Here is a 19462-nt window from a genome sequence, read left to right as displayed (position 1 = left end):
CGGATCTCCAGGAGGGAGATCCCTACCTCTTCAGCGCCTTGCGCAGCCGCAGCGCGCGCCGCGCCAGGCGGCGGACCCTCGGGTGCCGGGGGAGCGGGATGCCGCCGGGCAGGTTCAGGACGGTGAGGCGGCGGCGGGTGAAGTGGTGCCGGGTGCGCTCGGCGAACGGCCCGGACAGGTGCCGTACCGCAGGCTCCCTCAGCTCCGGCCGGATCTTCGGCTGCATCGCGAAGCCGACCGCCGCGACCAGGTCGTTCAGCTCGGCCGTCGCGATCACGCCGCTGTCCTCCGTACCGGCCTCCGCGCCGCCCTCCGCACCGGCCTCCAGGGGCGGCACGACCGCGTCCACGACGGTGAGGGGGATGCGGTTGCTGTTCTGGAAGGGGGTGAGCCGCTCGAGCAGGCCGCGCGTCCCGACCCGGGCGACCGGCAGCCCGTAGAAGGTCCGCGCGGTGAGCAGCGCCGTGGAGAAGCAGCCGACGACGAGGGCGGGCCGCAGCTCGCGGTAGAGCACCTCGGCGAGCACCGGCCGGTCCTCGACGGTCAGCTCGGCGCCGAGCGCCGCCGCCTCCTGAGCCAGCGCCTTCGACCAGGTGTCGGGGGCCGTCGGGTGCGGCTTGAAGACGAGCCGCCGGTGGCCCAGGGCGACCGCGCCCCGGACCATCCGCAGGTGCAGCTCCTCCTCCTCGGCGGCGGTCAGCAGCTGGAGCGCCGCCAGGTACTGGCCGAGGAGCAGCACGGGCCCTTCCTCGGAGGCGGCCGTGGCGGCGGGCCCGGCCAGCTCGTCCACGCACGCGGTGAACGCCTCCGTCGGTACGGCCTCCGGCACCGCCCCGAACTCGGCGAGCAGCAGCGGCGCGAGGCCGGGCACCAGGTCCAGGTGGAGGAGCCGGCCGACGCGCCCGCCGATCAGCGGGTCGATCTTGTTGCGGGTCGGCCCGTAGCTCATCAGCCCGTCCGCGTAGACGGTGACGGGCGCGTCGGGCAGCAGTTGGGCGATGGCGAGGGCGGGCGTCACCTGGATCGATTCCAGGGCGAGTTCGACGTGGTCGTCGCCGAGGTCCCAGATCCTGCGCAGATGGCGCTGGAGGAGCGGCAGGTCGCTCGCCCGGGGGGTCCAGCCGCCCGGGTGGAGCGGGGAGATCGTCTCGTTCCACGACAGGACGGAGTCGAAGCGGCCGCTGAGCCGCTCGAAGCCCTCGGCCTCGTCGAGGGGCGGGGTCGTCTCCGGCACGGCCGCGTTGTTGGTGACGAGGAGGATCCGGCGGTCGGCGGGACCGAAGGCGCCGCTGTCCAGGGCGGCGGCGATCGTCACCGCGCCGTAGAGGGTGGAGGCGCAGAAGATCTGGGTGGTCCGGCGGGTGCTCACGCGGCCACCTCCGCGGAGGCCGAGCCGGTACCGGCGCCCGATCCGGAGCCCGGGCCCGCACCCGGGCCCGCACCGGGTGCCGGCGGCGGTGCCGGGCGGCGCCGCCGCAGTCTCCGCAGCATCGTCGCGCGGTCCCCGCCCATCGCGGTGAGGGCCTCGTCGAGGACGTCCTGCGGCATGCGCCGCAGCGCGCCCGCGCTCATCGCCTTCAGCTGACGGGCGACGTCAGGCTCGAAGCGTTCGATCGAGCCGATGTGATGGGAAATCACCGCGCAATAGGTGCGCACGGCCTTCGGGAGAAGAAGGTCCGCTTCCGGGTCCTTCGTGGTCTCTTCGATCACCTGGTCGAAAGCGCGGATGAAATCCAATTGCCTTATGTCGCCGATCTGGGTGAGTGAGGTCGCCACTCCGCGCCGGTAGAAGACGCCGAGTTCGCCGATCGCGGCGAATGATTTCGCCTCGCGGTGCAGTCGCCAGATCCACGGCCGGTCCTCGGCGGTCCGCAGTCCGTGCGTGAAGTGCAGCAGGCCGCGGTCGAGGAGCCGCCGGTGGTAGATCCCCGCCCAGGCGTACGGGTAGTCGACCGAGGTCGTCCGGTGCGCCGGCAGGATCGCGTCCCGCGGGTTCAGCGCCTCGCCCCGCCGGGGGACCGGCGCGCGGCGGATGCCGCGGTTCCTGCCGGTGACGGAGACGTGGTCGGTGCGCAGGAAGTCGCAGCCGAGGTCCTCGGCCGCGGCGACCAGCCGGGAGTAGTAGCCGGGTGCGAGCCAGTCGTCCCCGTCGAGGAAGGTGAGGTACTCGCCGCGAGCGGCGTCGAGACCGGTGTTGCGTGCGGTGGCGAGGCCCCCGTTGTGCTCGTGCCTGATCAGGACGGCACCCGGGATCTCGCGCGCGGCCCGTTCGAGGATCTCCGGGGTCCCGTCCGACGAGCAGTCGTCGACGAGCAGGAACTCGAAGTCCTCCCGGGCGTTGGCCCGCAGGCTGGTGAGGGTGTCGGGGGCGTATGTCTGCACGTTGAAGAACGGCACGACGACGGAGAGCTTGACCACGCGGTCGACGCTAGGTGCCGTCCCGGCATTCCCACCGACCGTTGGGCGACTCTTCGGTGAACACGAAGCGGCGGGCCGATTAACCGCCTTTCCCGGCAGGGAAATTCAGCCCCGATACGTCCGGTTCACGACCCGCTTCAACCGGAGGAGAGGCTCTGTTCACCGTTTGTTGTGTCTCAGTTGGGCCGAAAAGCAAAATGCCCTTCTAGCGTCCTCGACGTGCCAGCAAGTACCAGAGAAGCGGTACGGATCGCCGTACTCGCCGACTCCGACACCCGGTGGAAATGGGGCGCCCTCACGGCGCGCCGCATCACCACGGCGACCGCCGAACCCACCGGATTCGTCCTGCGCGGACGGGCGACCCCCACCGAACGCCAGCTCGCCGAGACAGGGGTGTCCACCACGACCCCGCGCGAGGTGACGGGTGCGGAGTTCCTGCGCGCCGTACGGGACGCGGAGACGCGCGGCGAGGGATACGACGTGGTCGTCCTCGCTCTCGTCGGCGGCACCGTACGGGCCGTCCTCCAGGGTCTCGCCGACCTGGGTCTCGAACGGCGTCCCGTGGTCGTCACCGGCTATGTCGGCGTCGTCTACGAGAAGCTGACCGACGGCCTGCTGCTGCGCCACGGCGCCGATGTCGTCCTCGCCAACTCCCGTCACGACGCGGAGCGCTTCCGCGCCGTGTACGAGGGCGTGGGCGCCGGGGCCGGCTCGGTCGTCGAGGCGGCCCTGCCCTTCCTGGGCGGCGCCCCGTACACCCCGGAGACCGGCCGCGACACGCTGGTCTTCGCCGCCCAGCCGTCCGTGCCGGTCACCCGCACCGAACGCGCCTACGTGCTGCGGCGGCTGATCGAGCACGCCCGGCTCCACCCGGGCCGCGAGGTGCTCCTCAAGCTCCGCTCCAAGCCGGGCGAACACACCACACACCTGGAGGAGTTCCCGTTCCAGAAGCTGGTCCGCGAGCTCGACCCGCCGGCCAACTTCTCCCTCGTGTACGGGCACATGGGCGAGGTCCTCGACCGCACCGACCTGCTGGTGACCGTCTCCTCGACGGCCGCCCTCGAAGCCCTCCACCGGCGCATCCCCACCGCGATCCTCACCGACCTCGGGGTCCGCGAGGTGCTCGGCAACCACCACTTCGTCGGTTCCGGTCTGCTCGCCTCCTTCGACCGGCTCGACAAGGGGCTCGCCCCGAAGCCCGACGAGACCTGGCTCGCCCGGCAGGGCGTGGCGTCCGACGGCTCGTACGACCTGGCCTTCGACGCGGCCCGCGCCCGGGTCACCGCACTCCTGGCGCTCCCCGCGCTGCCCCCGATCACCCCCTACTACACGACGGAGACGGCGCCCGGCTACCTGCCCGGGATCCTCGCCCGCCACCGCCTGGACGTCACCGCCCCGGAGCCCCGCGAAAGCGGCCTCCGCAGGGTCGTCCGGGAGGCCGCGCGGGGCGCGTACCGCCACGGCGTGCAACGCGTCGCCCCCGTCATCCGCCGTCTGGGAGAACTCTGATGTCCGCCACCGCCACACCGGCCGCGAAGCCGGCCACGGGGCCCACCACCGTGCTCGCCGTGATCCCCGCGAGGGGCGGTTCGAAGGGCGTACCCGCCAAGAACCTCGCCCCGGTGGCCGGAGTCCCCCTGGTCGCCCGCGCCGTCCGGGCCTGCCTCGGCGCCCGCCCCGTCACCCACGTCGTGGTCTCCACCGACGACGCCGGCATCGCGGCCGCCGCCCGCACCGCGGGGGCCGAGGCCGTGCAGCGCCCCGCCGAGCTCGCCGGCGACACCGCCACCAGCGAGGCCGCGGTCCTGCACGCCATGGACGCCTTCGAGGCCACCCACGGCCGCCCGGCCGACGTGGTCCTCCTCGTCCAGTGCACCAGCCCCTTCCTCAGCTCCGCCGAGGTCGCCGAGACCGTCGAGCGCATCACCTCCGGCGCCGCCGACACGGCCTTCACCGCCGCCCCGTCGCACGGCTTCCTCTGGCGCGCGGCCTCCGGCCCCGGCGCCGAGGACGGCGCCATCGGCGTCAACCACGACAAGGCGCACCGCCCCCGCCGCCAGGACCGGGAGCCGGAGTACCTGGAGACCGGCGCCGTCTACGCGATGGACGCGGCCGGCTTCCGTACCCACGAGCACCGCTTCTTCGGCCGTACGGCGCTCGTCGTCACCGACCCCGCCCGGGTCCTGGAGATCGACGACCCGCACGACCTGGCCCGCGCCCGCGCCCTCGCGCCACTCCTCGAAGGCGCTGACGCCCCGGCCACCCCCGGCTTCGCGGACGTCGACGCCGTCGTCCTCGACTTCGACGGCACGCAGACCGACGACCGGGTCCACCTGGACGCCGAGGGACGCGAGTTCGTCTCCGCGCACCGCGGCGACGGCCTCGGCATCGCCGCCCTGCGCCGCGCCGGACTGCCCGTCCTCATCCTCTCCACCGAGCAGAACGCCGTCGTCGCCGCCCGCGCCCGCAAGCTCAAGATCCCCGTCCTGCACGGCATCGACCGCAAGGACCGGGCCCTCAAGGAGTGGTGCGAGGCCGAGGGCATCGACCCGCAGCGCGTGCTCTACGCCGGAAACGACGTCAACGACCTTCCCTGCTTCCACCTCGTCGGCTGGCCCGTCGCGGTGAGCAGCGCACACGACTCCGTACGGGCAGCGGCCCGCGCGGTCACCGTCACCCCGGGTGGCTCGGGGGCGATCCGCGAGATCGCCGCCTGGCTCCTCGGACCCGAGCTCGACACCCCCAACTCCTAAGGACCGGCACCATGAACACCCGTATCCGCACCCTCGGCGACAAGACCGCAGGCCCGGGCCACTCCGTCTACATCACCGGCGAGATCGGCATCAACCACAACGGTGACCTCGACAACGCGTTCGCGCTGATCGACGTGGCCGCCGAGGCCGGCTGCGACGCCGTCAAGTTCCAGAAGCGCACCCCCGAGATCTGCACCCCGCGCGACCAGTGGGACATCGAGCGGGACACCCCCTGGGGCCGCATGACGTACATCGACTACCGCCACCGCGTCGAGTTCGACGAGACCCAGTACCGCGCCATCGACGAGCACTGCAGGAAGCGCGGCATCGACTGGTTCGCCTCCCCGTGGGACACCGAGGCCGTCGCCTTCCTCGAGAAGTTCGACGTCCCGGCCCACAAGGTCGCCTCGGCCTCCCTCACCGACGACGAGCTGCTGCGCTCGCTGCGCGCCACCGGCCGTACGGTCATCCTCTCCACCGGCATGTCGACCCCGGCGCAGATCCGTCACGCCGTCGAGGTCCTCGGCAGCGCGAACATCCTGCTCTGCCACGCCACCTCGACCTACCCGGCCAAGGCCGAGGAGCTCAACCTGCGCGTCATCCAGACCCTGCAGGAGGAGTTCCCGAACGTCCCGATCGGCTACTCCGGCCACGAGACCGGTCTCCAGACCACGCTGGCCGCCGTCGCCCTCGGCGCCACCTTCGTCGAGCGTCACATCACCCTCGACCGCGCCATGTGGGGCTCCGACCAGGCCGCCTCCGTCGAGCCGCAGGGCCTGCAGCGCCTGGTCCGCGACATCCGCACCATCGAGGCCGCGCTCGGCGACGGCGTCAAGAAGGTCTACGAGTCGGAGCTCGGCCCGATGAAGAAGCTCCGCCGGGTCCAGGGGCTCGTCGCCGCATGACCGGGCAGCTGGCGTTCGTCGAGAGCCCGGTCCAGCTCCTCAACGTCCTGGAATGGGCGCACACCCGGGTTCCCGCCCCGGGCGCGCCCTCCGCGGCACCCGCCGGCACCCCCGGCCCGGCGGACGCCGTGCCCGCCGGAGCGGCCACCGCGGCGCCCGGTTCAGCGGACGCCGGTGCGTCCGCGCGGGCGCACCGCTCGACGGACGCCACTCAGGGTGCGGCACGCCCCGCACCCGCCCTGACGGTCGTCGTCCTCTCGCCGACCGACCCCATGTCGCGGGGCCAGCTGCGCCGGATGGCCCAGCTGGCCCGCGACGAGGGCCTCACCGTCCACTGGCAGGAGGCCCGCGGCGGCCGGGGCGCGCTCGTCCGCACCCTGCGGGAGCTCGCCCGGCCGCTGCGGTCGGCGGAGCGGGTGATCATCGGGGATCCGTTCTCCCGGTACGTCCAGCTCCTCCTCACCCTCTTCGCCCCCCGGCACCTGACCGTCGTCGACGACGGCACCGCCACCATGGAGTACGCCGCCCAGATCGGCCGCGGCGAGCGCCTGGTGCGCTGGCACCGCAGGAGCAGCGGCCTCGACCCGCGCGAGCTGGTGCTCGCCCCGGTGAGCCTGCTCGCCAAGAAGCGCCTGGCCCCGACCCCCGGCCGTACCGTCGAGATCTTCACCTCGCTGCCCGTCGAGGTCCCCGAGGGCATCACGGTCACCGAGAACTCCTACGCCTGGACCCGGGCCCGTTTCGGCCCGCCGCTGCTCACCGGCGGCGCCGACCTGGTGGGGACCTCGCTGGTGGAGACGGGGGTGGTCGACGCCGGCCACTACGACCGGGTGGTGGCGGAACTGGCCCGCGCCCACGGCGCCACCCGCTACTTCGCGCACCGCAGGGAGAGCGCCGAGAAGCTGCACCGGATCGCGGTCGAGACGGGCCTCCAGGTGGTCCGCCCGGAGCTGCCCCTGGAGCTGATCGCCCGCCGCGGGCCCATCGGGCGTACGGTCGTCAGCTTCCCGTCGACGGTCGTGCACACCCTGCCGCTGGCGCTCGCCGGTACCGGGGTGAAGGTGGCGGTCTGCGAGATCTCGCCCGAGTGGCTGCGGGCCACCGCCTCCCCGCGGGCCCAGGGCTTCCTGTCCGGGGTGACGGGCACGGCGGCCCACGAGGTGGACCGGCTCACCTCCCGGGCGGCAACCCCGACCGATCGTCTCGAATTCGGCTGAGCGTACCCATATGGAACGGCCTTCATGCCTGCCGAACCGAGATTCTTTCCCCTAACGGGCTGAACTTTTTGTGATCAACGGGCAGTTGACCTCTCCGGAGGCCTACCCTTCAAAGGGTGAACCAGTTGAAGTCCCGTGAGCCAGGCTCCGTCACCCTGCCCGGAACGCTGTCCGAACCCCTGCGCGTCGAACTGATCGCCTTCCGCAGGGACTTGCACATGCACCCCGAGCTCGGGAACCAGGAGTTCCGTACGACCGCCGCGCTCAAGGCCCGCCTGGAGGCGGCCGGCCTCGCGCCGAAGGTCCTGCCGGGCGGCACCGGGCTCATCTGTGACATCGGCACCCCGGACCCCGCGCGTCCCATGCTCGCGATCCGCGCCGACCTCGACGCACTGCCCATCCCCGACGTCAAGACCGTCGCCTACCACTCCACCGTGGCCAACCGCGCCCACGCCTGCGGACACGACGTCCACACCACCACCGTCCTCGGTGCCGGACTCGTCCTCGCCGAGCTCGACCGGCAGGGCCTCCTCCCGGCCGCCGTGCGGCTGCTCTTCCAGCCCGCCGAGGAGGTCCTCCCCGGCGGCGCCGCCGACGCCGTCGAGGCCGGTGTCCTGGACGGGGTCGGCCGGATCATCGCCGTGCACTGCGACCCCAGGGTGGACGCCGGGAAGATCGGGCTCCGTCCCGGCCCCATCACCTCCGCCTGCGACCGGCTGGAGATCACCCTCGACGGGCCCGGCGGCCACACCGCCCGCCCGCACCTCACCACCGACCTCGTCACGGCCGCCGCCCGGGTCGCCGTCGACGTCCCCGCCGTCCTGTCCCGCCGCGTCGACGCCCGCTCGGGGCTCTCGGTCACCTGGGGCCGCATCGAGTCCGGCCACGCCTGCAACGTCATCCCGCAGCACGCCGAGCTCTCCGGCACCGTCCGCTGCCTCGACCTGCCCACCTGGCGGGACGCGCCCGACCTGGTGCACGCGGCCGTCGACGAGATCGCGACCCTGCACCGGGCCAAGTCGACCGTCACCTATGTGCGCGGTGTCCCCCCGGTCGTCAACGATCCGGCCGTCACCGAGCTGCTCCAGGCAGCGATGACCGCCCGCCGCGGACCGCACGCGGTCGAGGACACCGAGCAGAGCCTCGGCGGCGAGGACTTCTCCTGGTACCTGGAGCACGTGCCGGGCGCCATGGCACGCCTCGGCGTCCGTACGCCCGGCGACACCCGTGTCCGCGACCTCCACGCCGGCGACTTCGACGTGGACGAGCGCTGCATCGAGGCCGGGGTGGAGCTCTTCACGGCGGCGGCGCTGCTCGACGCGGCACCAAAGCACTGATTTCAGGCCAAACGGCGACCCTGCTTCCGGCCGGTCGGACCCTTCGTCCGTCCGGCCGACCGGCGTCCCCCCTTCGGGGCAACCGCCCGGCGTGGCGCCCCCGGACCCCCTTCCCGGAGCTCCGACCCGGAGATATAACCGGCGGTACCGGGCCGAACGCCCCCGGTCGCCTCGACTGGCCGGTTCGCGACGATCCGATAACGACTCATGAACGGGTCTTTAACTGACATCTACGCGCGTTACGATCGCCGCGAAACCAGCGCCGGAAGAGGCGCTTTCGGTCAGTCTTGAAGGGACCCTCCTCTTGCGCCGGATCACCAGGATCACGACCGTGGGCATCGCCTCCGCGGCGCTCGCCCTCTCCGCCACCGCGTGTGGCAAGTCTTCGACGGACTCCGGCTCCAGCCCGAGCTCCAGCGCGAAGGCCACGAAGGCCGCCATCGCCTACGACATCGGCGGCCGTGGCGACCAGTCCTTCAACGACGCCGCCTACGCGGGCCTCAAGAAGGCCGAGGACGAGCTCGGCGTCAAGGGCGCCGAGGCCGAGCCCTCCGAGGGTGAGGGCGACGCCGACAAGGTGCAGCGCCTGACCGCGCTCGCCCGCGCCGGGAACAACCCGGTCATCGGCGTCGGCTTCGCCTACGCCCCGGCCATCGAGAAGGTCGCCAAGGCCTACCCGAAGACCACCTTCGGCCTCATCGACGACACGTCGAAGACCGGCCCGAACATCGCCAACCTCGTCTTCAACGAGGAGCAGGGCTCCTACCTGGCCGGCGTCGCCGCCGCCAAGGCGTCCAAGACCGGCACGGTCGGCTTCATCGGCGGCGTCGAGGTTCCGCTGATCAAGAAGTTCGAGGCGGGCTTCGCGCAGGGCGTCAAGGACACCAACCCCAAGGCGAAGGTGCTCGTCCAGTACCTGACCCAGCCGCCGAACTTCGACGGCTTCTCGAAGCCCGACCTCGGCAAGGCCGCCGCGGAGGGCCAGCTCGACAAGGGCGCCGACGTGATCTACGCCGCCGCCGGTCTGGCCGGCTCGGGCTCGATCGAGGCCGCCTCCGCCGCCGGCAAGTGGGCGATCGGTGTCGACTCGGACCAGTACAACCAGCCGGGTCTTGCCTCGTACAAGGACAGCATCCTGACCTCGGTCACCAAGGACGTCTCCGACTCCGTCTTCAACGTGATCAAGTCGGTCCAGGACGGCAAGCCGCAGTCCGGTGAGGTGCGCTACGGCCTCGCCACGGACGGCGTCGCCCTGGCCGACTCCAACCCGAAGTACAAGGAGATGACGGACCTCATCGCCGCGGTGGACAAGGCGAAGAAGGACATCATCGACGGCAAGATCACGGTCAAGACCGCTCCGTAAGGACAGCAGGTCACGACCTGAGCCCGAGGGCCCGGACCCAGTGGCACTCCACTGGCGCCGGGCCCCGGGCCCATTCCCGTACGGGTTTTCATTTTTCGGCAGCGCTACGCGTGTAGATGTCTCCCTGGCACGATAACTTCACCCCGCCCTGCCCTCCCGCTCCCACTCCTTCCGGCCAAGGAGAGTGCGTCATCAACGCGTCCAGCCCCCCTGCCGTAGAACTGCACGGCATCACCAAGCGATTCCCCGGCGTCGTCGCCAACAAGGACATCGCCATCACGGTCCGCAAGGGCACCGTGCACGCCCTCATCGGCGAGAACGGTGCCGGCAAGTCGACCCTCATGAAGATCCTCTACGGCATGCAGAAGCCGGACGAGGGCACCATCGCGGTCGACGGCCAGCAGGTCACCTTCTCCAGCCCCGGTGACGCCATCGCGCGCGGCATCGGCATGGTGCACCAGCACTTCATGCTCGCCGACAACCTCACCGTCCTGGAGAACGTCGTCCTCGGCGGCGAGAAGCTCTACGGCATCGGCGCCAAGGCGCGGAAGAAGATCCGCGAGATCTCCGACGCGTACGGCCTCGGGGTCCGCCCCGACGCCCTCGTCGAGGACCTCGGCGTCGCCGACCGGCAGCGTGTGGAGATCCTCAAGGTCCTCTACCGCGGCGCCAAGATCCTCATCCTCGACGAGCCGACCGCGGTGCTCGTACCGCAGGAGGTCGACGCGCTCTTCGACAACCTGCGCGAGCTCAAGTCCGAGGGCCTGACCGTCATCTTCATCTCGCACAAGCTGGGCGAGGTCCTGAAGGTCGCCGACGACATCACCGTCATCCGCCGGGGCACCACCGTCGGCACCGCCGACCCGAAGACCGCCACCACCAAGCAGCTCGCCGAGCTGATGGTCGGCAGCGAGCTGCCCTCGCCGGAGACCCGCGAGTCGACGGTCACCACCGTCCCGATGCTCCAGGTCCAGAACCTGACGCTGAGCGAGAGCGGAGTCTCGGCCGTGCCGCTGACCACCGCCGCCCCGGCCGACCCGTCGAGCGCGGCGACCATGCACGAGGAGGCCACGGGCGGCCGCAAGCTCCTCGACGACATCTCCCTCACGATCCACAAGGGCGAGATCCTCGGGATCGCCGGTGTCGAGGGCAACGGCCAGACGGAGCTCATCGAGGCCCTCATGGGCATGTCCTCCCCCGACGCGGGAGTCATCTCGCTCGACGGCAAGGACATCTCCAAGGTCTCCGTGCGCAAGCGCCGCGAGGGCGGCATCGGCTACATCCCCGAGGACCGGCACCGCCACGGCCTGCTCCTGGAGGCCCCCCTCTGGGAGAACCGCATCCTCGGCCACGTCACCGAGGCGCCCAACTCCAAGCGCGGCGTCCTCGACCCGAAGGCCGCCCGCAAGGACACCGAGCGGATCGTGCGCGAGTACGACGTGCGCACCCCCGGCATCGACGTCACCGCGGCCTCCCTCTCCGGCGGCAACCAGCAGAAGCTGATCGTCGGCCGCGAGATGAGCCACGCGCCCAAGTTCCTGATCGCCGCCCACCCCACCCGTGGTGTGGACGTCGGCGCGCAGGCACAGATCTGGGACGCGATCCGGGACGCCCGCCGCGAGGGTCTCGCGGTGCTGCTGATCTCCGCCGACCTCGACGAGCTGATCGGTCTCTCCGACACCCTCCGGGTCATGTACCGCGGCAAGCTCGTCGCGGACGCCGACCCCGCCACCATCACGCCCGAGCAGCTCGGCTCCGCCATGACCGGCGCGGCCAGCGGCCAGCTCGAAGGCGACGCAGAGCAGCCCGAAGACGGTGACGCCCGATGATGAAATTCGACAAGGACAAGCTGATCCTGGGCGCGGCGGGACCCGTGCTCGCCCTGGTCACCTCGTTCGTGCTCACCGTGCTGGTGCTGCTCGCGACGGGCCTGGACCCGATCGAGCCGATCCGGCTGATGATCGACAACGCCGGCTTCGCCGACATCCAGGTCCTGATCATCAACCAGACCGGGATCTACTATCTGGCAGCCCTGGCCGTGGCCATCGGCTTCCGGATGAACCTGTTCAACATCGGTGTCGACGGCCAGTACCGGCTCGCGGCGATGGTCTCGGCCCTCGTCGGTGCCTCGATCGAGCTGCCCGGCCCGCTGCACATCCTCGTGATCGTGATCGTCGCGATGCTCACCGGCGCCTTCTGGGCCGGCATCGCCGGCATCCTGAAGACCACCCGCGGCGTCTCGGAGGTCGTCTCGACGATCATGCTGAACGCCATCGCGACCTCGCTGGTGGCCTGGCTGATCCTGCCGAAGAACTTCGGCGTCCAGCCCGAGGGCTCGAACAACCTCACCACCGGTGAGATCTCGGAGTCCGGCTGGTTCCCCGGCATCGACATGGGCGAGGGCAACGGAGTCATCTACGGCTTCACCTTCGTCGCGCTCGCCCTGGGCGTCGTCTACTGGTTCGTCCTCAACCGCACCCGGTTCGGCTTCGACCTGCGCGCCACCGGCGCCAGCGAGTCCGCCGCCCAGGCCAGCGGCGTCGACGCCAAGAAGATGGTCCTCACCGCGATGCTGCTCTCGGGCGCGCTGGCCGGTCTCTCCGGCATGCCGACGCTGCTCGGCGATTCGCACACGTACAGCCTGGACTTCCCCGTCGGTGTCGGTTTCACCGCCATCACCATCGCGCTGCTCGGCCGGAACCACCCGGTCGGCATCCTCTTCGCGGCCCTGCTCTTCGCGTTCCTGGACAAGGCGTCCAGCAACCTCGACGTGTACGGGTACCCGAAGGAGATCACCAAGATCATGCAGGGCATCATCGTGATCGCGGTCGTCGTCTCGTACGAGCTCGTCCGCCGTTACGGCCTCCGTCGCCAGCAGCAGAAGGTCGGCGAGGAACTCGCCGCCGGCGGCGCCATCAAGACCGACAAGGAGGTCTCGGCATGAGCACCGTCACCGCCACCAAGCCGAGCGCCGCGCCCAAGGGCGGCGGACGCCGCAAGCTCACCTGGCCGTGGATCATGCTGATCGTCGCGGCCGGTCTCCTGCTCTTCTCGCTCGTCCGGGCCGTCTCCGGGGCCAACGACCTCACCTCGGTGGGTCAGGTCTCCGGCGCCCTCCAGCTCGCCGTGCCGATCGGTCTCGCCGGTCTCGGCGGTCTGTGGGCCGAGCGCGCGGGCGTCGTCAACATCGGCCTCGAAGGCATGATGGTGCTCGGCACCTGGTTCGGCGCCTGGGCCGGATACCAGTGGGGCCCCTGGGTGGGTGTCCTCTTCGGTCTCCTCGGCGGCGCGCTCGGCGGTCTGCTGCACGCGATCATCACCGTCACGTTCAACGTGAACCACATCGTCTCCGGTGTGGCGATCAACATCCTCGCGGTGGGCTTCACCCAGTACCTGTCGAACTTCACGTTCGCCGAGGCCGAGGGCGGCTCCTCCAAGCAGTCCCCGCGCATCGACCAGATCACCAAGATCACCATCCCAGGGCTCTCCGACTGGCTGGCGGATCTCCAGGCCAAGCACTGGTTCTTCATCTCCGACCTGGCCGGCATCCTCGGCGGTCTCGTGACGAACCTGTCGCTCCTGACGGTCGTCGCCCTGCTGCTGATCCCGGCCACCTGGTGGCTGCTGTGGCGCACGGCCTTCGGCCTGCGGCTGCGCTCCTGCGGTGAGAACCCGGTCGCGGCCGAGTCCCTCGGCGTGAACGTCTACAAGTACAAGTACATCGCCGTCACGGCCTCCGGCGCCCTGGCCGGCCTCGGCGGCGCGTTCCTCGCGATCGTCGCCACCGGCATCTACCAGGAGGGCCAGACCGGCGGCCGCGGCTACATCGGTCTCGCCGCGATGATCTTCGGTAACTGGATGCCCGGCGGCATGGCGCTCGGCGCGGGCCTCTTCGGCTTCACCGACAGCCTCAAGCTCCGCGGCGGCGCCGAGAACGTCCACGCGCTGCTGCTGCTGGTCGCCGTGCTCCTCCTGATCGCGGCCCTGTGGCAGCTGTACAAGAAGAAGTACGTGGTCGGCGCGATCTCCGCGGCCTTCTCCGCCGGGTTCTTCCTCTGGTACGCGCTGACCGACGAGGTCCCGAGCCAGTTCGTCGACGCGGCCCCGTACATCACCACCCTGCTCGTGCTCGCCCTTTCGGCGCAGCGCCTGCGGATGCCGAAGGCGGACGGCCTGCCGTACCGCAAGGGCCAGGGCAAGTGACGACCGCCCTCTCCGAGGCCGACTGGGAGGCACTGCGGGTCACGGCGCGCGAGGCCATGGCCCGTGCGTACGCCCCGTACTCGGGCTACCCGGTCGGTGCGGCGGCCCGCGTCGAGGACGGGCGGACGGTCTCCGGCTGCAACGTGGAGAACGCCTCGTACGGCCTTGCCCTGTGCGCCGAGTGCGGGCTCGTCTCCGAGCTCCAGGCGACCGGCGGCGGACGCCTCACGCACTTCGTGTGCGTGGACGGCCACGGCGAGTCCCTGGTGCCGTGCGGCCGCTGCCGGCAGCTGCTGTACGAGTTCGGCGGCCCCGAGCTCGTCCTGGAGACGCCCGCCGGGCTCCTGACGCTCGCCGAGATGCTGCCGCAGGCATTCGGCCCGGACCACCTCGCGAAGTAAACCTCGGAGCGGCCCTTCCGGCACGATGGGAAGGGCCGCTCCCCCTTTCCCCCCTCTATGCGCGTAGAAAGAGGCACCACCATGGACGTCATCTCCGTCATCCGCACGAAGCGGGACAAGGGCGAGCTGAGCCCGGAGCAGATCGACTGGGTCATCGACGCCTACACCCGCGGTGCGGTCGCCGACGAGCAGATGTCCGCCCTGGCCATGGCCATCCTGCTGAACGGCATGAACCGCACGGAGATCGCCCGCTGGACGGCGGCGATGATCGCCTCCGGCGAGCGCATGAACTTCGACTCGCTCTCCCGCCCCACCGCCGACAAGCACTCCACCGGCGGAGTCGGCGACAAGATCACCCTCCCGCTCGCCCCGCTCGTCGCCGCCTGCGGCGCGGCCGTCCCGCAGCTCTCCGGCCGCGGCCTCGGCCACACCGGCGGCACGCTCGACAAGCTGGAGTCCATCCCGGGCTGGCGCGCGCTGCTCTCCAACGAGGAGATGCTGCACGTCCTCGACACCACCGGCGCGGTCATCTGCGCGGCGGGCGACGGCCTGGCCCCGGCGGACAAGAAGCTCTACGCGCTCCGTGACGTCACGGGCACGGTCGAGGCCATCCCGCTGATCGCCTCCTCGATCATGTCGAAGAAGATCGCCGAGGGCACCGGCTCCCTGGTCCTCGACGTCAAGGTCGGCACCGGCGCCTTCATGAAGACCATCGAGGACGCCCGCGAGCTGGCCTCCACGATGGTCGGCCTCGGCACCGACAGCGGTGTGAAGACGGTCGCGCTGCTCACCGACATGTCCACCCCGCTCGGCCTCACCGCCGGAAACGCCCTCGAGGTCCGCGAGTCGGTCGAGGTCCTCGCCGGCGGGGGCCCGGCCGACGTCGTCGAGCTGACGATCGCGCTGGCCCGCGAGATGCTCGAAGCGGCCGGCATCAAGGACGCCGACCCGGCGAAGGCGCTGGCCGACGGCTCGGCGATGGACCACTGGCGCCGGATGATCGCGGCCCAGGGCGGCGACCCGGACGCGGCCCTCCCGGTCGCCCGCGAGCAGCACGTCGTCACGGCCCCGTCCTCCGGCGTCCTGACCCGCCTCGACGCCTACGACATCGGCGTCGCCGCCTGGCGCCTGGGCGCGGGCCGCGCCCGCAAGGAGGACCCGGTGCAGGCCGGCGCGGGCGTCGAGATCCACGCCAAGCCCGGTGACACGGTGACGGCGGGCCAGCCGCTCGTCACCCTCCACACGGACACCCCGGAGAAGTTCGACTACGCGCTGCAGTCCCTGGGCTCGGCCTGGGACATCGCGCTGCCGGGCACGGAGTTCACCCCGAACCCGATCGTCCTGGACCGCATCGCGTAGTGACCCGATCGACGCTGGCATGTGCCAGTGACACCTTCGGGTGAACGGGACCGGTGGACCCCCGCCGGTCCCGTTCGGCATGCTGGGATCGGTGACGACCGAATGAGGAGCACGCGATGAGCGCACTCGCTGCCGAGCCCCAGTACGGCCAGGGCAACGGCTGGGAGGACCTGGTCCGTCGCTGGGAGTCGATGGACTGGCCCGAGGGCTGCAAGGTGGAGATCATCGAGGGGATCATCACCGTGGCACCGTCGCCCGGTGTCCGCCACAACCTCACGGCGTCGAAGGTGCACCGACGCCTGTACTCCGTGATTCCGGACGACTGGGCGGTCTTCCAGACCCAGTCCATCGCTGTCCGTTCGCGCTCGGGCATGTTCATCCCGGACCTCGTGGTCGTCCCGGAGGACGCCCTCACCGAACCCGGTTCCTACATCCCGGCCGAGATCTGCCTGCTGGCCGCGGAGGTCACCTCGCCCTCGAACGCGAACCACGACCGCATCACGAAGGCGGCCGCGTACGCGCGAGCGGGAGTCCCGCTGTACCTGCTCATCGACGCGCACGCCCCCGGCGGCCCCACCGTGACCCTCTACGGAGAGCCGAAGGGGGACGTCTACCGCGTCCTCCGTGCCGTGCCGTTCGGGGAGGAGATCCGCCTCCCCGCCCCCTTCGACCTCGCCCTCGACACGGCGGAGTTCCCGGTCAGCTGAGCCCCGCTCCCAGCAGCCCCCTCAGCTCCCGCATGTCCTCGAAGACCACCGTCCCCGGGCCCGTCAGCCGGGCCGCCGGCGTCAGGCCGCCGGTGTAGCCGAAGGCGCGCATCCCGGCCGCCCGGGCCGCCCGGACGCCGTACGGGCTGTCCTCGACCACCGCGCAGCGCTCCGGCGCGACGCCCATCGCGGCCGCCGCGTGCAGGAAGAGGTCCGGGGCCGGCTTGCCCCGGGCGACGTCGCGGGCGCTGAACATCCGGCCCTCGAAGCGGTCCAGGAGGCCCGCGCGGCCGAGGTTCTTCCGTATGGAGGCGTGGCTTCCGTTGGAGGCGAGGCAGTACGGGACGGCCAGCGCGTCCAGGACGTCCGTGACGCCCTCCACGGCCGTCAGCTCCGCGTCCAGGGCGTCCTCGTACCGCTGCGTGAAGGGCGCCTGCCAGTCGGGCTCCAGCGGGCGGCCCCGGCGCTCCTCCACGATCGCGGTGAGCATGTCGTGCGGGGAGCCGACGAAGTACTCGACCATCTCCGCCTCGGTGAACTCCGCTCCGAGGCTCGCGAACACCTCCCGGTCCACCCGGCAGTAGATCCGCTCGCTGTCCACCAGGACACCGTCGCAGTCGAAGATCACCAGTTCAGCGGGCTCAAGAGTCATGATCCCGACCCTAAGGCCGAAGTGATCACCGATGAGTTCCGGTCCGAGGGCCGGTCTCAAGCCGTGTGGACACCAGTCGACCGCTCGTCGTGACCCTGACCACCCGCCCCACCGGGGACGAGGTGGCGCGTCTCTGTGCCGAGCTCGGGGCCGCGCCGCCCGGGGACGTGGTCTGCGAGGTCGGCGCGCTCGCACCCGCCGATCTCGCCGCCGTCGACGCCCTCGCCCGGCTGAAACTCGCCGCCGGGCGCAGGGGGCACCGGATCCGCTTCCACGGAGCAGGACCCGAGCTACGGGCCCTGCTCCTGCTCACCGGCCTCGACGGGACCCTGGGCCTCTAGCCTCCGGGCCTGCGGGCCCTGGGGCCCTACGCCTCCAGCCGGGCCGGCAGGTCGAAGAGCGGGAACCAGCGCTCGGTGTCCAGGAAGAAGTCCATCCCGGCGACCTTGCCGTCGCGGAGCTCCAGGACGATGAGCGCCCACGGGCTGAAGCCGCCCGCCGGGTCCGGGTGGTACTGGGCGAAGGCCGGCGAGCCGTTCGCCACGGTCGGCACCAGCTTCGAACCGGCGCACACCTCACCGACGCCCAGCATCCAGCCGACGATGTCGTCGTGCCCCTGGAGCCAGAGGTCGTACGGCGGCATGGACATGGTCGCGTCCTCGTGGAGGAGCGCGGTCAGCGCCTTCATGTCGTAGCCCTCGAACGCGGCGACATAGCGCTCCAGGAGCGCCTTCTGCTCCTCGTCGAGGGGATTCGCGGTGTCGGAGGCGGCCGGCGCCTGCTCGGCCAGCGTCGCGCGGGCCCGCTGGAGGGCGCTGTTGACCGAGGCGACGGAGCTGTCGAGGAGCTCGGCGACCTCGCTCGCCTTCCAGGCCAGCACCTCGCGCAGGATGAGCACCGCCCGCTGCTTGGGCGGCAGATGCTGGAGCGCGGCCACGAACGCGAGCCGTACGGTCTCCCGGGAGACGGCCGTCTCCGCCGGGTCGGCGACCGAGGGCAGCACCCGCCCGTCGGGCACGGGCTCCAGCCAGGTGATCTCCGGCTGCTTGACGAGCTGCGCCTGCGCGACCGGTGTCGGAGAGGTCAGGTCCATCGGCCGTGCCCTCCGGTTGCCCGCGTTCAGCGCGTCCAGGCAGACGTTGGTGGCGATCCGGTAGAGCCAGGACCGCAGGGAGGAGCGCCCCTCGAAGGAGTCGATGGCCTTCCAGGCCCGGACCATGGTGTCCTGCACCGCGTCCTCCGCCTCGAAGGAGGAGCCCAGCATCCGGTAGCAGTAACCGGTCAGCTCCCTGCGGTACGTGTCGAGTTGGTCGGTCGTCGCGGCCGCGGCGTCACTCATCGGGTCCACACCCCACTCACCCCTCACCGGCACCCGTTCGGTGCCGGTGAGAGGGAAGCTACCGCAGCGGACTGACAGCCGGGGTCAGGTTCCCGGCTTGCGCCCGTAGATGAAGACGTCGTCGCCGTTCCGGAGCAGGCTCCAGTACGCCTTGGCGTCCTTCGACGTCATGTTGACGCAGCCGCCCGAGCCCGGCGGGTTCCACATGGACTTGGTCGTCGAGTGGAAGGCCTGGCCGCCGTCGAAGAACTGCGAGTACGGCATGGAGACGTGGTAGAGCGTCGACCAGTGGTTGATGTTCCGCCAGTAGATCTTCTTCGAGCCCGTACGGGTCTCGGTGCCGTCCTTGCCCGTACGCACCGGCACGGGACCGTACTTGAGGCGCGAGCCGTCCTGGATCCAGCTCAGCTGGCGGGTGAGGTCGACGCACGCGATCCGGCCCCGGTTGGTCGGACACTTGCGGTCCTTGTTCGGGTTGGACCCCGCCGCCCTCTGCTGGAGCATCGTGTTCATCGTGCGCCAGGTGATCGTCCCGGCGTACCCCGCGCTCGGGGTGATGCCGTGCTTCTTCTGGAAGGCCTGGATGGCCTTGCAGTCGGCGGACGACTGGCGTCCGTCGACCGGGCGTCCGAGGAACTTCTCCACCTGCTTCTGGTGCGGGCCCGTCGTCACGTTGCAGGACGCCGCCTGCGCCGGAGCCGCACCGAGCGCGATCGTCATCGGCAGCACCAGCGAGGTGAGGCCTGCCGCGATACCGGCTCTTCTGGCTATTCGACCCGTGATTCTCTTCATGATCGTCAACTCCCCC

At 71.2% G+C, this 19462-nt stretch carries 18 protein-coding genes; 13 read left to right on the top strand and 5 right to left on the bottom strand.

Going from position 1 to position 19462, the window contains the following annotated elements:
* Positions 1-22: 22 nt before the first annotated feature.
* Positions 23-1369 carry a polysialyltransferase family glycosyltransferase gene (locus ACZ4XX_RS23505; RefSeq protein WP_468509823.1) on the bottom strand — a complete coding sequence of 449 codons (1347 nt, stop codon included), beginning with the start codon at positions 1367-1369 and terminating at the stop codon, positions 23-25.
* Positions 1366-2418, bottom strand: coding sequence for a glycosyltransferase family 2 protein (locus ACZ4XX_RS23500; protein WP_468509822.1), 1053 nt, complete (start codon positions 2416-2418; stop codon positions 1366-1368). Before ACZ4XX_RS23500 ends, ACZ4XX_RS23505 begins: the two co-directional genes overlap by 4 nt.
* Before the next feature lie 219 nt (positions 2419-2637).
* Here ACZ4XX_RS23500 and ACZ4XX_RS23495 point away from each other — a divergent pair, with 219 nt between their 5' ends.
* From ACZ4XX_RS23495 to ACZ4XX_RS23440, 12 genes are all read left to right on the top strand, one after another.
* Positions 2638-3927: a DUF6716 putative glycosyltransferase gene (locus ACZ4XX_RS23495; protein ID WP_468509821.1), complete on the top strand. Its 1290-nt coding sequence runs from the start codon at positions 2638-2640 to the stop codon at positions 3925-3927.
* On the top strand, positions 3927-5171 hold the full coding sequence (locus tag ACZ4XX_RS23490) for a cytidylyltransferase domain-containing protein (protein WP_468509820.1): 1245 nt from the start codon (positions 3927-3929) through the stop codon (positions 5169-5171). Before ACZ4XX_RS23495 ends, ACZ4XX_RS23490 begins: the two co-directional genes overlap by 1 nt.
* Before the next feature lie 11 nt (positions 5172-5182).
* Entirely contained in the window at positions 5183-6076 is an 894-nt protein-coding gene (locus ACZ4XX_RS23485) for an N-acetylneuraminate synthase family protein (RefSeq protein WP_468509819.1), read from the top strand.
* Positions 6073-7293, top strand: coding sequence for a hypothetical protein (locus ACZ4XX_RS23480; RefSeq protein WP_468509818.1), 1221 nt, complete (start codon positions 6073-6075; stop codon positions 7291-7293). Before ACZ4XX_RS23485 ends, ACZ4XX_RS23480 begins: the two co-directional genes overlap by 4 nt.
* Positions 7294-7409: 116 nt before the next feature.
* Positions 7410-8630 carry an amidohydrolase gene (locus ACZ4XX_RS23475; RefSeq protein ID WP_468509817.1) on the top strand — a complete coding sequence of 407 codons (1221 nt, stop codon included), beginning with the start codon at positions 7410-7412 and terminating at the stop codon, positions 8628-8630.
* Positions 8631-8934: 304 nt separating this feature from the next.
* Positions 8935-9993, top strand: coding sequence for a BMP family lipoprotein (locus ACZ4XX_RS23470; RefSeq protein ID WP_468509816.1), 1059 nt, complete (start codon positions 8935-8937; stop codon positions 9991-9993).
* 116 nt (positions 9994-10109) lie between these two features.
* On the top strand, positions 10110-11822 hold the full coding sequence (locus ACZ4XX_RS23465; RefSeq protein WP_468509815.1) for an ABC transporter ATP-binding protein: 1713 nt from the start codon (positions 10110-10112) through the stop codon (positions 11820-11822).
* Complete coding sequence (locus ACZ4XX_RS23460; RefSeq protein WP_468509814.1) at positions 11819-12937, top strand: ABC transporter permease; 1119 nt, start codon at positions 11819-11821, stop codon at positions 12935-12937. The genes ACZ4XX_RS23465 and ACZ4XX_RS23460 overlap by 4 nt, the downstream gene beginning before the upstream one ends.
* Positions 12934-14196, top strand: a complete 1263-nt coding sequence (locus tag ACZ4XX_RS23455) for an ABC transporter permease (protein ID WP_468509813.1) — start codon at positions 12934-12936, stop codon at positions 14194-14196. The genes ACZ4XX_RS23460 and ACZ4XX_RS23455 overlap by 4 nt, the downstream gene beginning before the upstream one ends.
* Complete coding sequence (locus ACZ4XX_RS23450) at positions 14193-14597, top strand: cytidine deaminase (protein ID WP_468509812.1); 405 nt, start codon at positions 14193-14195, stop codon at positions 14595-14597. Before ACZ4XX_RS23455 ends, ACZ4XX_RS23450 begins: the two co-directional genes overlap by 4 nt.
* Before the next feature lie 81 nt (positions 14598-14678).
* Complete coding sequence (locus tag ACZ4XX_RS23445) at positions 14679-15956, top strand: thymidine phosphorylase (protein WP_468509811.1); 1278 nt, start codon at positions 14679-14681, stop codon at positions 15954-15956.
* A 116-nt stretch (positions 15957-16072) separates the two neighbouring features.
* On the top strand, positions 16073-16663 hold the full coding sequence (locus ACZ4XX_RS23440) for a Uma2 family endonuclease (protein WP_468509810.1): 591 nt from the start codon (positions 16073-16075) through the stop codon (positions 16661-16663).
* On the opposite strand, the gene ACZ4XX_RS23435 is transcribed toward ACZ4XX_RS23440, so the two are convergent.
* Positions 16656-17315: an HAD family hydrolase gene (locus tag ACZ4XX_RS23435; protein WP_383582854.1), complete on the bottom strand. Its 660-nt coding sequence runs from the start codon at positions 17313-17315 to the stop codon at positions 16656-16658. The genes ACZ4XX_RS23440 and ACZ4XX_RS23435 overlap by 8 nt on opposite strands.
* A 65-nt stretch (positions 17316-17380) precedes the next feature.
* Here ACZ4XX_RS23435 and ACZ4XX_RS23430 point away from each other — a divergent pair, with 65 nt between their 5' ends.
* Positions 17381-17656: an STAS domain-containing protein gene (locus tag ACZ4XX_RS23430; RefSeq protein WP_468509809.1), complete on the top strand. Its 276-nt coding sequence runs from the start codon at positions 17381-17383 to the stop codon at positions 17654-17656.
* Between the two features lie 26 nt (positions 17657-17682).
* Here the strand turns inward: ACZ4XX_RS23430 and ACZ4XX_RS23425 are convergent, their stop codons facing one another.
* Complete coding sequence (locus ACZ4XX_RS23425; protein ID WP_468509808.1) at positions 17683-18654, bottom strand: sigma-70 family RNA polymerase sigma factor; 972 nt, start codon at positions 18652-18654, stop codon at positions 17683-17685.
* An 84-nt stretch (positions 18655-18738) separates the two neighbouring features.
* Positions 18739-19446, bottom strand: a complete 708-nt coding sequence (locus tag ACZ4XX_RS23420; protein WP_468509807.1) for a L,D-transpeptidase family protein — start codon at positions 19444-19446, stop codon at positions 18739-18741.
* Between the last annotated feature and the right edge of the window lie 16 nt (positions 19447-19462).

This window comes from Streptomyces sp. NPDC029956 (assembly GCF_055574655.1).
The sequence above is the reverse complement of the archived record's forward strand: the minus strand, read 5'-3'. Positions and strand labels throughout refer to the sequence as shown.